Annotated in this window: 14 protein-coding genes and 1 pseudogene; 10 read left to right on the top strand and 5 right to left on the bottom strand. The window is 34.0% G+C overall.

Annotation, left to right across the window (positions count from 1 at the left end; genetic code table 11):
- Window positions 1–39: 39 nt before the first annotated feature.
- Complete coding sequence (gene aspA / locus ACYFX0_RS00075) at window positions 40–1,470, top strand: aspartate ammonia-lyase (RefSeq protein WP_460269609.1); 1,431 nt, start codon at window positions 40–42, stop codon at window positions 1,468–1,470.
- A 261-nt stretch (window positions 1,471–1,731) separates the two neighbouring features.
- Here the strand turns inward: aspA and ACYFX0_RS00070 are convergent, their stop codons facing one another.
- Together ACYFX0_RS00070 and ACYFX0_RS00065 are read right to left on the bottom strand one after the other, a co-directional pair.
- On the bottom strand, window positions 1,732–2,586 hold the full coding sequence (locus ACYFX0_RS00070) for a manganese catalase family protein (RefSeq protein ID WP_346587935.1): 855 nt from the start codon (window positions 2,584–2,586) through the stop codon (window positions 1,732–1,734).
- A gap of 234 nt (window positions 2,587–2,820) precedes the next feature.
- Complete coding sequence (locus ACYFX0_RS00065; RefSeq protein WP_000649073.1) at window positions 2,821–3,954, bottom strand: zinc-dependent alcohol dehydrogenase; 1,134 nt, start codon at window positions 3,952–3,954, stop codon at window positions 2,821–2,823.
- A 342-nt stretch (window positions 3,955–4,296) separates the two neighbouring features.
- Here ACYFX0_RS00065 and sasP point away from each other — a divergent pair, with 342 nt between their 5' ends.
- Both sasP and ACYFX0_RS00055 read left to right on the top strand, forming a co-directional pair.
- On the top strand, window positions 4,297–4,509 hold the full coding sequence (sasP, locus tag ACYFX0_RS00060; protein WP_000002833.1) for a small acid-soluble spore protein, SasP family: 213 nt from the start codon (window positions 4,297–4,299) through the stop codon (window positions 4,507–4,509).
- Window positions 4,510–4,803: 294 nt separating this feature from the next.
- The gene (locus ACYFX0_RS00055; RefSeq protein ID WP_000512139.1) at window positions 4,804–5,319 is read left to right on the top strand and encodes a DUF3231 family protein; all 516 of its coding nucleotides are present in this window, start codon (window positions 4,804–4,806) and stop codon (window positions 5,317–5,319) included.
- A gap of 35 nt (window positions 5,320–5,354) precedes the next feature.
- On the opposite strand, the gene ACYFX0_RS00050 is transcribed toward ACYFX0_RS00055, so the two are convergent.
- Window positions 5,355–5,831, bottom strand: coding sequence for a YndM family protein (locus ACYFX0_RS00050; protein ID WP_000680682.1), 477 nt, complete (start codon window positions 5,829–5,831; stop codon window positions 5,355–5,357).
- Window positions 5,832–6,105: 274 nt separating this feature from the next.
- Between ACYFX0_RS00050 and ACYFX0_RS00045 the strand changes: the two genes are divergently transcribed.
- The 3 genes from ACYFX0_RS00045 to ACYFX0_RS00035 all read left to right on the top strand — a co-directional run bounded on the left by ACYFX0_RS00045 (window position 6,106) and on the right by ACYFX0_RS00035 (window position 7,997).
- Window positions 6,106–6,318: an alpha/beta-type small acid-soluble spore protein gene (locus ACYFX0_RS00045; RefSeq protein ID WP_000069660.1), complete on the top strand. Its 213-nt coding sequence runs from the start codon at window positions 6,106–6,108 to the stop codon at window positions 6,316–6,318.
- A gap of 168 nt (window positions 6,319–6,486) precedes the next feature.
- The gene (locus tag ACYFX0_RS00040; RefSeq protein WP_000872954.1) at window positions 6,487–6,639 is read left to right on the top strand and encodes a hypothetical protein; all 153 of its coding nucleotides are present in this window, start codon (window positions 6,487–6,489) and stop codon (window positions 6,637–6,639) included.
- Between the two features lie 14 nt (window positions 6,640–6,653).
- Window positions 6,654–7,997, top strand: coding sequence for an amino acid permease (locus ACYFX0_RS00035; protein WP_000128224.1), 1,344 nt, complete (start codon window positions 6,654–6,656; stop codon window positions 7,995–7,997).
- Between the two features lie 52 nt (window positions 7,998–8,049).
- Here ACYFX0_RS00035 and ACYFX0_RS00030 read toward each other — a convergent pair whose 3' ends face one another.
- Both ACYFX0_RS00030 and ACYFX0_RS00025 read right to left on the bottom strand, forming a co-directional pair.
- On the bottom strand, window positions 8,050–8,676 hold the full coding sequence (locus tag ACYFX0_RS00030; protein ID WP_000510856.1) for a LysE family transporter: 627 nt from the start codon (window positions 8,674–8,676) through the stop codon (window positions 8,050–8,052).
- Between the two features lie 91 nt (window positions 8,677–8,767).
- On the bottom strand, window positions 8,768–9,526 hold the full coding sequence (locus tag ACYFX0_RS00025) for a YqcI/YcgG family protein (protein ID WP_000178296.1): 759 nt from the start codon (window positions 9,524–9,526) through the stop codon (window positions 8,768–8,770).
- Between the two features lie 518 nt (window positions 9,527–10,044).
- On the opposite strand from ACYFX0_RS00025, the gene cotF reads away from it, so the two are divergent.
- The 4 genes and pseudogenes from cotF to ACYFX0_RS00005 form a co-directional block, all read left to right on the top strand.
- On the top strand, window positions 10,045–10,524 hold the full coding sequence (gene cotF, locus ACYFX0_RS00020) for a spore coat protein CotF (RefSeq protein ID WP_000121389.1): 480 nt from the start codon (window positions 10,045–10,047) through the stop codon (window positions 10,522–10,524).
- Between the two features lie 342 nt (window positions 10,525–10,866).
- Window positions 10,867–11,370, top strand: a complete 504-nt coding sequence (locus tag ACYFX0_RS00015; RefSeq protein ID WP_000256786.1) for a DUF2243 domain-containing protein — start codon at window positions 10,867–10,869, stop codon at window positions 11,368–11,370.
- Entirely contained in the window at window positions 11,363–12,196 is an 834-nt protein-coding gene (locus ACYFX0_RS00010) for a cytochrome c oxidase assembly protein (protein WP_001063503.1), read from the top strand. The genes ACYFX0_RS00015 and ACYFX0_RS00010 overlap by 8 nt, the downstream gene beginning before the upstream one ends.
- 85 nt (window positions 12,197–12,281) lie before the next feature.
- A pseudogene (locus ACYFX0_RS00005) lies at window positions 12,282–12,987 on the top strand (transposase); the annotation flags it as partial.

Below are 12,987 nucleotides of genomic sequence, written 5' to 3'. Positions count from 1 at the left end.
TTATTTAGGTTTTACATTTAATATGGGGGAGAAATTAAAATGGCAATGACAAACAAGAACGTGCGAGTGGAGAATGATTTTTTGGGAGGAAAGGAATTACCTATTGAGGCATATTACGGAATTCAAACTTTACGCGCTGTTGAAAATTTCCCGATTACAGGGTATAAAATTCATGAAAGTTTAATTAAAGCGTTCGCAGTTGTAAAAAAAGCTGCAGCGCTTGCCAATACAGATGTAGGAAGATTGGAATTAAACAAGGGCGGTGCCATCGCAGAAGCTGCTCAAGAAATTCTTGATGGAAAATGGCATGATCATTTCATCGTAGATCCAATCCAAGGCGGAGCAGGTACTTCAATGAATATGAATGCAAATGAAGTCATGGCCAATCGTGCTCTTGAATTATTAGGAATGGAAAAGGGAGACTATCATTATATTAGTCCAAATAGTCATGTAAACATGGCGCAATCAACAAACGATGCATTCCCAACGGCGATTCATATTGCAACATTAAATGCATTAGAAGGCTTATTACAAACGATGGGTTATATGCACGATGTATTTGAATTAAAAGCAGAGCAGTTCGATCATGTTATTAAAATGGGTCGTACACATTTACAAGACGCTGTGCCAATTCGTCTTGGACAAGAATTTAAAGCATATTCTCGCGTACTTGAACGTGATATGAAACGTATTCAACAATCGCGTCAACACTTATATGAAGTAAATATGGGGGCAACTGCAGTTGGTACAGGCTTAAATGCAGATCCAGAATATATTGAAGCAGTTGTAAAACATTTAGCTACAATTAGTGAACTGCCACTTGTTGGTGCAGAAGACTTAGTAGATGCAACGCAAAATACGGATGCATACACAGAAGTATCAGCAGCACTGAAAGTATGTATGATGAATATGTCTAAAATTGCGAATGACCTTCGCTTAATGGCATCAGGTCCTCGTGTTGGTTTAGCTGAAATTATGTTACCAGCTCGCCAACCAGGTTCTTCTATTATGCCAGGGAAAGTAAACCCTGTTATGCCAGAAGTAATTAATCAAATTGCGTTCCAAGTAATTGGTAATGACCATACAATTTGCCTTGCTTCAGAAGCAGGACAATTAGAATTAAACGTTATGGAACCAGTACTTGTTTTCAACTTACTGCAATCGATTAGCATTATGAATAACGGTTTCCGTGCCTTTACAGATAATTGCTTAAAAGGAATTGAAGCGAATGAAGATCGCTTAAAAGAGTATGTTGAGAAAAGTGTAGGAATTATTACAGCCGTGAACCCTCATATCGGTTATGAAGCAGCAGCTCGCGTTGCGAAAGAAGCAATCGCGACAGGGCAATCCGTTCGAGAACTTTGTGTGAAAAATGGTGTACTGTCACAAGAAGACTTAGAATTAATTCTAGATCCATTCGAAATGACACACCCAGGGATTGCAGGAGCAACTCTTTTAAAGAAAAATTAAAAGAAGAGGGGGGAGAAGTCCCTCCTCTTTGTTTACAATATAAGGATGTTATACGTGAATAGAGGTAGGGAGATTATAAGTAAGTATACAGTGGCGTTTAATGGTTCATAGAAACAAAATTAAGAGGAGCAGCAATATAATCAACATCACTTTTAAATAAAGAGGATTTATTAAAACATCCTATCATGTTAACAACAAGTTTACATGAATCTTTATAAATAACTATGACCAACCATGAATCAATAGTTGGCCATAATGATCTTAAAGACCCATATCTTTTAATCCAGGACTATGCTCATTTGGCATTTCAGGAAGTTCTGGTACAGGAAAACCTTTTGGCGGGTCAGTTACTGCTAATGTTCCTTTGTTTCTACTTGGTGATTCACCTTGGAATATTTCTCCCATTCTTGTTGGATCTAAGCTAAAATTAAATTGTGCGTTATGGAATCCCATGTCTACATACTTTCTGCACTCTGGGTATTTATTAATATCATAGTTCGGCACAGGGAAGAGTTTTCCCCATTCAACACCCAATGTCTCTAAAGCTTTTGCGAAAGCATTTTGATGTGCATTATCACGTACAATTAAAAATGCAAGAGTTTCTCTAAATGTTTGATTAGAACTCATTTCATAAATTCTAGTCTTTTGAAGTACGCCTGTAGATTCAAGTACGACATTATCTAGTAAATCGCTAATTAAGTTTCCATGACTATATACCCAAGATCCATTCCACGGATTTCCAGCTGCATCAACAGGTAATGAACTTTGAGCACCTACAATAAAGTGGTGAGGGTTTGCATGTTTAACCGCTTCATCAAGCGGTGCGTTGTCAATACCAGCATTTCCTGGCGTAGGTTCACCAGATCCAGTTAGTAGCTGATTAATTGTATTTTGTACAAGTTCTACATGGCTTATTTCCTCTAAAAAAACACCTCGAAGTAAATCGCGATATTGCTTCTCTTTACCTCTAAAATTTGAGCTTTGGAAGAAGTATTGCATCATTGTACGCATTTCGCCATAATGCCCACCTAATATTTCTTGTAAAACTTTTGCGGCAGCTGGATCTGGCTTGTCCGGCTTGATAATATTAATCAGTTCTTCTTTATAATAAAACATGAAGTACACCTCTTTTAAGTTAGTTAACATTGTTATCGTGTCCGCTAATTGGTTACTTAATACTCAAATTCATTTTTTTACCAATAAATCATGATCTCAAAATGCAAATTCTTTTGGAAATAACTATTTTCGATATGAGATGAAAATGGGGGAATAGCTACTTACAATTTAATAAAAAAGATAAGATTACGGAGTGTAATCTTATCTTTTTATTAAGAATAATAAATTGTATCTTCAAGGTTTTAAAATGACTTTTATACAATCATCTTCACGATTATTAAAAATTTGATAACCATAGCTCGCTTCTTCAAGGGGGATTTTGTGTGTAATAATCTCTTTTGGATCGAATTCTTTGTTTATTATTTTTTCAAATAGTTCCGGCATAAAATGAATAACAGGTGCTTGTCCCATTTTAAGGTTAATATTTCTAACCCAAAATGCTCCGAGTGGAAATGCATTATAATTGCCACCATAAACGCCAGTCATTTGAACCGTTCCATATTTTCTTACGGCTTTCGTAGCGATTTGAATAGGGCCGAGAGTTCCGCCTTGTAATTTTAATTTTTGTTCTAGAAATTCTAGTGGCGATTTTTTTCCATCCATGCCCACGCAATCAATGACTACATCGGCACCGCCATGTGTGATTTCCTTTAAATGTTCTCCCATATCGGGGAATTTTGTAAACTCAAATACCTCAACATTGTTAATCTTTTTTGCATAATTTATACGATAATCTAAGTAATCGACTGCGATTACACGCTTAGCACCTTGCATCCAAGCAAATTTTTGTGTCATTAATCCAACAGGCCCGCAACCAAGGACGATAACAGTATCACCTGGCTTAACACCAGCGTTTATTACACTCCAATAGGCTGTTGGCAAAACATCGGATAAAAACAGTAAAGATTCATCTTCAAGTTCGCATGATTCTGGTATAACAAATGGAGTGAAATTTCCAAAAGGAACTTTTAAATATTCTGCTTGTCCACCTGGATGGTTACCAAATTTCTCTGTATAACCAAAGTATCCACCAGAATCATAATGAGGATTGGAGTTATCACATTGGCTTTCCATTTCATGTTGGCAATAAAAACAATGTCCACAAGAAACGTTGAAGGGGATGACAACACGATCTCCTTTTTTCACTTTAGTAACATCTGGACCAACTTCTTCAACAATGCCCATTGGCTCATGACCAATAATGTAACCTGGAGGTAAAGGCATGTTGCCCTGATATAAATGTAAATCAGAACCGCAAATAGCAGTTGAAGTAATTTTTACAATAATATCATCTTTTTTCTCTAACTTTGCATCATCAACCTGTTTAACTTGTACTTGGTTTGGTCCTTGATAGGTTACAGCTTTCATCTCATATCTCCTTAGGAATCATTTTTCATAATTTATCTCGCTATTTGCCGGCTGCCCGTAAAAGCCCGATTGATGAGGGCTGATAATCACCCGGGGATGAACAAAACCCCACTGATTAAAATTTCACTTTATATGTATCTCTTGATAAAATATAAATTTTTAGTAAAGAGAAACCTGTACATAGTGTTGTTATGAAAGTATGTTATAGCAACTCTTCTTTCTTATATCTTTTGCCCTATTTTAAGAAGAAACTCAATAATTATTCATAATCTAATTTCCATAAAAAGGATAATTATTATTTCATAATTTGTCGCATATTAAAAACATCGGAGGTGAAATAATATGGCAAACAATAATAGTGGAAATCGTAATGAATTATTAGTTCGAGGTGCTGAACAGGCTCTTGATCAAATGAAATATGAAATTGCACAAGAGTTTGGTGTACAACTTGGTGCAGATACAACAGCTCGTTCAAACGGATCTGTTGGTGGTGAAATTACAAAACGTTTAGTTGCAATGGCTGAACAACAACTTGGTGGTAGAGCTAACCGCTAAGAGAATTCGTATAAAATATAGCGAATATGTAAATCAATTTCTTTTGTATATGTATAAAAATAAAAACCCTTATAGTAAATGGATTCTCACTCAAAGATTATTGATAATCTTCTTTCATAATCTTTGGGTATTTAATTTGTAAACGACTTTCCTAAACAATAAACACGCAGTGTTGGAAAGGTGTTTTCCATGCATAGTAGAAAAGCTTTTGCAGGAAAAAGCATACTTAAAAATTTGATTTCAATATTGAAATCAATATTGATTATGATATTTTCGAAAGGGAGGAATTTAAAAATGGGTATTTTAAGTGGAAACCCTCAAAATGAACCGTTACATTACGGAGAAGTATTTGATATTTGGAGTTATCTTCTAGCCGCACAAGGTGGAATCGCAAGCCATCAAGTATTTATGAATCATACAGGTGACGAAGATTTGAAGAAGTTTTTAGAAAGCTTAATTGAAAATGATATGAATTCAGAAATAGAAGAGTTAAAAACTCTTTTAAAAGTTAATGGCGTAGCTTTACCGCCAGCTCCGCCAGAACGACCAGTTGCATCTATTGAAGACATTCCTCCTGGAGCACGTATTAATGATGCAGAAATTGCAGCAGCGGTTTCTACAGGATTAGCAGCTGGACTTGTGACATGTAGTCAAGTGATGGGAAAATGTCTTCGAGAAGATGTCGGAATGCTATTTGGACAATTTCATATGAAAAAAGCGCAAGCAGGTGTAACGTTACTGCGTTTAAGTAAGAAAAAAGGGTGGGTAGTTCCACCTCCATTACATGTGAAAAACTCTGATCAAGCTTAATAAACAAAAATAAAAAAGTGGCATTGGCCACTTTTTTATTTTTTAGATGTATCCTCAACTTTAGATTTATTTATTGTAGAAGAATCCATATATTCATCTGACATTTCCATAGCATATTTATCATGATGAATATGATTGTGATTTCTTAATTCATCGTCGTTACGCAGTACTAACCTCTTCATATAAATGTGGAAGAAAACCTCTATTCCGCCAATAATTAAAGCGGCTAAGAATGAAGAAAGTCCAATATTACGAGTAGCATCTAAATTAGTAAACAAGTATGTTAAAAGCCAAATTCCGAAGAAGCTTAAGCCGAAATCTGCCATTGTAGCAATCGTATTTCCGTATTTAGGTAAAATGAAGAGATCGCCGATTAAATAGGCAGCTCCTGTTAAGAAAAGAGAAATGAGTAATACTCTAGGAATGGAAATGCCTTGAAAGATACTGAGTACGATAAGTAATACTGCAGTTATCGCTGTGTATTTAATTAATAAAGCAACAATATGTTTCATCATTTTCCTCCATTGTTTAAACGTATATGGAATAAAATATTTCATTAGAAACGGGTTATGCTTTTATATAGCGTAACCCGTTTCATTTTCTGATGGAGGCCTATTTATAATATCCCATGGCACGTATATTGTATTTCGTTCTCCTATACACTATTATGTTGGGCTTAAAGGGCATCAATTATACCTTTGAATTCACGGTCGTAATTACCAATTAATTAGCTATATATTTTAGCATGTAATTTAACATATTAAAGAAAGAAGGAGGTGAATGAACATGTCAAACAATAACAGTGGAAGTAGCAATCAATTATTAGTACGTGGCGCTGAACAAGCTCTTGATCAAATGAAATATGAAATTGCTCAAGAATTTGGTGTACAACTTGGAGCAGATGCAACAGCTCGTGCAAACGGATCTGTTGGTGGTGAAATTACGAAACGTCTTGTATCACTAGCTGAGCAACAACTTGGCGGTGGCGTTACTCGTTAATTTTATATATGAAATAGATATAAAGGAGAGGCATGCCGTCTCTCCTTTCTCATACATTTTTATTTGTTTAACTTTTAGACTCTCGAGGTTTTAAATACATAATGAATTTTTGTGAAATAAAAGGATAAAAGATAAGAGGTTATATTTGATGCGAAAGGGGCAGAAAAAATGAAATATGAAGCGTTATTTACAGTTGAGATTTCTGTAGGAAGTGAGAGAGTAGCAAACCATAAAATAAAGGCACATGATGTCGTTGATGTTGTTGAAAAGCTTGCTGAAAAGTACTTAAGTAATCATGAGGGACATTCTCAAAATGAATAAAGGAGAATCGTAATATGACCTGTCATGATGTTAAGAACGAAACGAAAGAAAAAAAAGATTTAAAATGGTGGCAACTCTCACTTATTGGAATTGGTTGTACGATAGGAACGGGCTTTTTTTTAGGATCCAGTATAGGGATTAAAATAGGTGGATCTTCAATTATTCTTATTTTGATTTTAACTGGATTCACTACATATATTGTATTTGAAGCATTGGCAAAAATGGCTGTGGAAGATCCGCAAAAAGGATCGTTTCGCATTTATTCAAGAAAAGCTTTTGGAAATTGGGCGGGTTTTAGTCACGGATGGACATATTGGTGTTCGGAGTTGCTTATTATGGGCAGCCAGTTAAGTGCGTTAGGAATCTTTTCACGTTACTGGTTCCCTAAAATACCACTATGGATATTTGCTGCTGTATATGGAGTAGCGGCTATATTAATTATTTTTATAGGGGTAAAAATATTCGAACGTTTAGAAAAATGGATGGCTATTATAAAAATCGCGGCTATTATAGGGTTCATTGTGATTGCTATTTTGGTTATTTTAGGATTTATAAAGGGTGGTTTATATAAGGCGCAAATTCCACGGAATTTTAAAGATTGGTTCCCAAATGGATTAAAAGGCACTTGGTCCTCTCTGATTTATGCATTTTATGCATTTGGAGGAATCGAAATTATGGGGTTAATGACAATAAGACTGAAAGACCCTAAAGATGCACAAAAATCAGGGAGAGTAATGTTAATGATTTTAACGATTATTTACGTAGTCTCTTTAGGGTTGGCAATTATGATGGTTCCGTTAAATCAGTTTAATACGAAAGAAAGTCCTTTTGTAATAGCATTACAAGACTATAATTTGCCGTATGTGCCATTTATTTTAAATGTAGTATTAATTTTAGCGGGTTTTTCAACGTTAGTTGGTTCATTATTTGCAGTGACAAGTGTATTAATGAACTTAGCTGAAGAAGGTGATGCACCTGCGATGTTTGCGAAAAAAAACAAGAAAAATATCTCGTTTCCAGCTTTAATTCTTATTATAATGGGGCTTGGTGCTTCTATCCTTAGTGCTTTATTACTACCAAAAAATATATATGAATATGTAACAACTGCAGCTGGATTAATGTTGTTATATACATGGAGTTTAATCCTTCTTTCCTTTTGGAGACTAATGAATCCAAAAGGGTGGATGCAGATAAAAAGTATTATTGGTCTTATTATGATTGCACTAGCTGTTAGTGGAACACTATTACAAAAAACAACGCGTTTTGGTTTCTTAGTGAGCTTGTTGTTTTTAGGAATAGTTATTATTGTTACTATAATTGTTCATTTTGTCTCACGAAAAAGGAATCCAGCTATATGAAGTATCTTTCTTTTCACACCATGAATAGTATGTCAGAACTAAATAATAGAAGTTATTGAAAAATGATTTGGTAAGTTTGAAAACCAAAATATAATCCATAAATAATAAGTGATATTCCAGATACTACTGTTATAAGAGACAATATACGTGCATTCAAAATTTTACGAAATATACTAGATGTACTTGCCATCGTAATATCCCAAATAAAAATGCCTAAAATAATCCCGAAACTATATAACAAAAGCTGCTCTTTATTATAGGAAGAAGCGGCTTTTGCTAATATAGAGCCGAAAATTCCAAGCCAAAATAGAATTGTTAATGGATTAGATAAGGACATAAAAAAACCAGAAAAAAAGCTTTTAATAACTGAATCATCATTTCTCGTATTACTAATGCTAATTTGATTTGCATTTTTTAAACTTTCGATACCTGTATAGATTAAAACAAAAGCGCCGAAAGACCATAAGAAAAGTTTTATAATATCTTTTTCGAGGAAATGAATGACACCTAAATAAATAAGTACCATGTAGATGACATCTGCAAGTAAGGCTCCTATGCCAAGAATCCAAGCGTGAAAAAACCCACTCCTAATACCTTTTTCTAACTGTGCAGCATTAATAGGCCCCATTGGAGCAGATAATGATAAACCTAAGAAAACATAGCTTAAAAATATGCCCACGTATGATATGCTCCTCCCACTAAATTTGATCTATATTAAATCTATTCAGTGGTTAAAGTTTGTACAACTAAATAATAAAAAGTGGAGTGGGTTACTTATTTTTATGCAAGTATTTTATTATTCGAGAAAAGGGACACTTGGATGGAATTGTTTCATCATCACGTAAAAAATATTGTTGCCATTCATAATTATCTTTTTCACCATAATCTTTAAGAGAAGGGTGAATAGGAGCTTTGTCATAAGCGGCTAGACGTTGACGTATTAAGTTTTTTAGTTTTCTACTGCGTTTCTCAGAATTCATAATTCCCTGTAAAACCCACCTAGGAGTTAAAGCAAGCATCATACATGAAAAATGTCTACTTTGTCTATTGACATGGGCAGGTGTAGCGCAGTAAACAAAATATGATTCATTATGAAAGCAAAATTCCCAAGTGTTTTCCATAGGATCATTTGGAATGTGCATAGGCCATTCCATCTCGTCCAAACGGCTAGTTGTATTAAGTAGAGACCAATAAATATGTTCAAAATCCTCAACGGTAGTTTCTTGCTTTAAATCTGTTGGTGTATGAATAAAAACAATGAGTGAGGCGTATTGACCTGTGTCTCTAGAACATTCAGTATATTCTTTAAGTAATGCAGCAAAATCCTCGCTAGTATTCGTATCTCTAGGATCACCAATAAATCCGTACCTGAGGTGATTTGCTGTAAAGCCGTGTTGAGCTGGTATACAAGGGAAAGGTTTATCTTTATCTGTCATTTTTAATTTAAAAGAACGGAAAGCTTCTCGTTGCCAATGTGGAAGGGTAATAATATTTTTTTGTAAAGAGTCTTTATTATAAAGCATAGTCATCTTTTTATCCCTCCTAAGTCATAATATATAACCTATTAATTATTTAAGAATAGGTGACTAACACGACTAGAATAATTGTTTTTTAATCTATAAAAATAAAATGATTTAATGAAGAATCCCCTTCAATGTAGTTACTTTAATAGTTGATCTTTAATAACGTATAAATTTAAGTAGCTATAAAATTTGAAAAATATATAAGGAATATGTAGGTACAATGTTCAAATTTATATTTTCTAACTAATATGGTTTATAACGAAACAAGAAGGGATGTATTATGATGGGGATTTTTAAGGAAGAAAAAATTAAATTTATAGATTGTAAAGGCGAAGAAGTCATTTTGAAAATCAAAATTAAGGATATAAAAAAGTAGGGAAGAGGAATTAAGGATACTTTATTGTGATTAACATAGAAGGATAATAAGCAATCATGAATTAGATTGAAATGAATTCATGTAGTATAGGCCCTTTTTGAATTTTTTTGCATAGTGTAGCATGAATGAATATTAAGGGGGAACGTCTATGTCTTATCCTAATCAGCTAGCTTGGCATGAAACATTGGAGTTACATGAATTAGTAGCATTTCAAGCAAACGGTTTAATCAAATTAAAAAAATCAGTTAGGAATGTACCTAATCAAGCACTTCAATCGTTATATATTAAAGCTATAAATGCCATCCAAAACAATCTACAAGAGTTAGTACAATTTTATCCTTATGCTCCTGGATTTCAATCGCAGCATCGTGATGACACTGGATTTTACGCTGGAGATTTACTTGGATTAGCAAAGACATCTGTTCGAAACTATGCAATAGCGATTACCGAAACTGCAACGCCGCGACTTAGAGAAGTTTTAACCCGTCAAATAAATGATGCTATACAATTACATGCACAGGTTTTTAACTTTATGTATGAGCGTGGTTACTATCCAGCTTATGATTTAAAGCAACTATTAAAAAATGATGTTCAAAATGTGCAAAAGGCAATACAAATGCAATATTAAAATGAAGATTTGGAAATTATCATTAGAGAAAAACTATAGTTTATTTATAGAGGATCAAATAGTTAAGACTATATGGTAATTTCCATTGTTAATAAATTGATTAAATGCTAAAAAGATAGATTGATTCTAAAATGTTAAAGAAATTATACTAGCTCTATTTTAGAATGGTGAACCACTTAAAGCTTTTTTAGTGAGTTTTAATAAAATATTAAATACGCTTGAGAATAAGTATTTATATGATACATCTAATTGAATGTTATTTTCCTTTGGTACTAAGTATGTTTAGCACGTTTTTCTTTTGGGAAAAATAAGAATATACATTAGTGGAAAGGATAGGATTTAATGGTTACCAAAACCGATAATACAAGCTATTTAACCTCTTCTGTTTATTTGACCCGTAATCTATGGTCAGGTATCTTGTTTGGGCTAGGGTTAGTAGCTTTTATAGATGAAACTATTTTTCATCAACTGCTACATTGGCACCATTTCTATGATAAATCTACAACAGATATTGGACTCATTTCAGATGGTCTTTTTCATGCTTTTAGTTGGTTTGCAACGATTGGTTCCTTGTTTATGGTTGCTGATCTTCGCCGTAGAAATGCATTTTGGTTGAAAAGATGGTGGAGCGGATTAATGCTTGGTAGTGGTGGATTTCAATTATATGACGGTATAATTCAACACAAACTAATGAAAATACATCAGATTCGATACGTAGATAATGTTCTTATCTACGACGTAATATGGAATATAATTGCGACTGTAATGCTCTTAATTGGCATTCTGCTAGTTTTTCAGACAAGAACTGATGAAAGATTATTGAGAGGTAAAAGCTTAAATGAATAATAACCATCTTCATCATGAAATATGGAATGTACTGGATATTTTAGTATTCGTATTCATTTTAATTATGTTAATAATTTATATAGTAGCCACGATTTTATCAAATCGCCATTACAAACGATGGTCGTTATATCGAAGTGTCTTCTGGATTTTAGGACTTATTTGTGTGGCAATAGCAGTTGTTGGGCCCTTAGCTCATCGTGCTCATAATGATTTCACAGTGCATATGCTTGTGCATTTACTCCTTGGGATGCTTGCTCCAATTTTTATAGCATTAGCCGCTCCAATGACTCTTTTTTTACGAACGTTCAATGTGAGAACAGCGCGACGTCTTTCAAGGATACTAAAGAGTAGGCCTCTACAACTTCTTACTCATCCAATTATCGCAACCTTGCTTAATTTAGGAGGACTATGGATTCTCTATACGACTAGCTTATACTCGATGATGCACGAAAGTATACTTCTTCATTTGTTCATACATTTCCACGTTTTTATTGCAGGATATCTGTTTACCACATCAATGATTTATGTTGATTTAATATCCCATAGGTATAGCTATATGTACCGATCAATTATTTTAATAATTGCATCAGCTGGTCATGGGATATTATCAAAATACATATATGCTCATCCGCCTGCTGGTGTAGTTACTGAACAAGCAGAAATTGGGGGCGTGCTGATGTATTATGGCGGCGATTTCGTTGATATTGTTCTTATTTTTATACTTTGTTTGCAATGGTCTAGGGGTAGCAGACAGCGAACAAAAGTTAATAATGTAGTAAGGTCATGGGATGTATCGGATTTTTTGAAACTAAAAACTTTGAAATGAAATTTAGTTAAACTGTATTATGGATTAAGTATGGTATGAACAAAATTAAAAAAAGTATGTTAAAAGTAAAAAGAGCAGTTTTTCTATGGCTAAATTTACAGCTGATGAAAAAATACAAATCGTTCTACGTTATTTGAACGGAAATGAAAGTTATCGAGAAATGGGTAGATCGCTCGGTATAAGTGACACAATCATTTTGAATTGGGTAAACCAATATAAACAGAATGGTCTGGAAGCTTTTCTAAAACGATGTACAAATTACACACAACAATTTAAACTAGACGTACTAAACTTTATGATTGAAAACGGTATGTCCTTATTTGAGACGGCAGCTATCTTTAATATTCCTGCCCCTTCAACGATTTCTGTTTGGAAAAAACAGCTCGAAACACAAGGAATTGATGCCCTTCAATCTAAGAAAAAGGGGCGTCCATCCATGAAAAAAGATTCAAATAAACAATTAAAACAACATTTAGCTGAAGGGTCAGTCGAAGCACTTGAAGCACGCATTAAACAGCTTGAGATGGAAAATGAGTACTTAAAAAAGTTAAATGCCTTAGTTCAAAACAAGGAAAAATCACAAAACAAGACAAAGCGCAAGTAGTCTATGAATTAAGGCATAAATATTCGGTGAAGGCACTCGTGGAGCTAGCTACTATTCCTCGAAGCACGTATTATGATTTAGTAAAGAAAATGAATCGTCCAGATGTAGATGCCGATTTGAAAGCTGAGATTAAAGCGATTTATGAGGAAAATGAAGGTCGTTATGGTTACCGTCGCATTCGTGATGA

Source organism: Bacillus sp. NEAU-Y102 (assembly GCF_054788175.1).
Note: the sequence above shows the minus strand (reverse complement) of the source record. Positions and strands in the feature narration are given on the sequence as shown.

Bases quoted from the DNA above. Each gene is read 5' to 3' on its own strand.
- aspA (WP_460269609.1), top strand. From the start codon at position 40: ATGGCAATGACAAACAAGAACGTGCGAGTGGAGAATGATTTTTTGGGA.
- ACYFX0_RS00070 (WP_346587935.1), bottom strand. From the start codon at position 2,586: ATGTTTTATTATAAAGAAGAACTGATTAATATTATCAAGCCGGACAAG.
- ACYFX0_RS00065 (WP_000649073.1), bottom strand. From the start codon at position 3,954: ATGAAAGCTGTAACCTATCAAGGACCAAACCAAGTACAAGTTAAACAG.
- sasP (WP_000002833.1), top strand. From the start codon at position 4,297: ATGGCAAACAATAATAGTGGAAATCGTAATGAATTATTAGTTCGAGGT.
- ACYFX0_RS00055 (WP_000512139.1), top strand. From the start codon at position 4,804: ATGGGTATTTTAAGTGGAAACCCTCAAAATGAACCGTTACATTACGGA.
- ACYFX0_RS00050 (WP_000680682.1), bottom strand. From the start codon at position 5,831: ATGAAACATATTGTTGCTTTATTAATTAAATACACAGCGATAACTGCA.
- ACYFX0_RS00045 (WP_000069660.1), top strand. From the start codon at position 6,106: ATGTCAAACAATAACAGTGGAAGTAGCAATCAATTATTAGTACGTGGC.
- ACYFX0_RS00040 (WP_000872954.1), top strand. From the start codon at position 6,487: ATGAAATATGAAGCGTTATTTACAGTTGAGATTTCTGTAGGAAGTGAG.
- ACYFX0_RS00035 (WP_000128224.1), top strand. From the start codon at position 6,654: ATGACCTGTCATGATGTTAAGAACGAAACGAAAGAAAAAAAAGATTTA.
- ACYFX0_RS00025 (WP_000178296.1), bottom strand. From the start codon at position 9,526: ATGACTATGCTTTATAATAAAGACTCTTTACAAAAAAATATTATTACC.
- cotF (WP_000121389.1), top strand. From the start codon at position 10,045: ATGTCTTATCCTAATCAGCTAGCTTGGCATGAAACATTGGAGTTACAT.
- ACYFX0_RS00015 (WP_000256786.1), top strand. From the start codon at position 10,867: ATGGTTACCAAAACCGATAATACAAGCTATTTAACCTCTTCTGTTTAT.
- ACYFX0_RS00010 (WP_001063503.1), top strand. From the start codon at position 11,363: ATGAATAATAACCATCTTCATCATGAAATATGGAATGTACTGGATATT.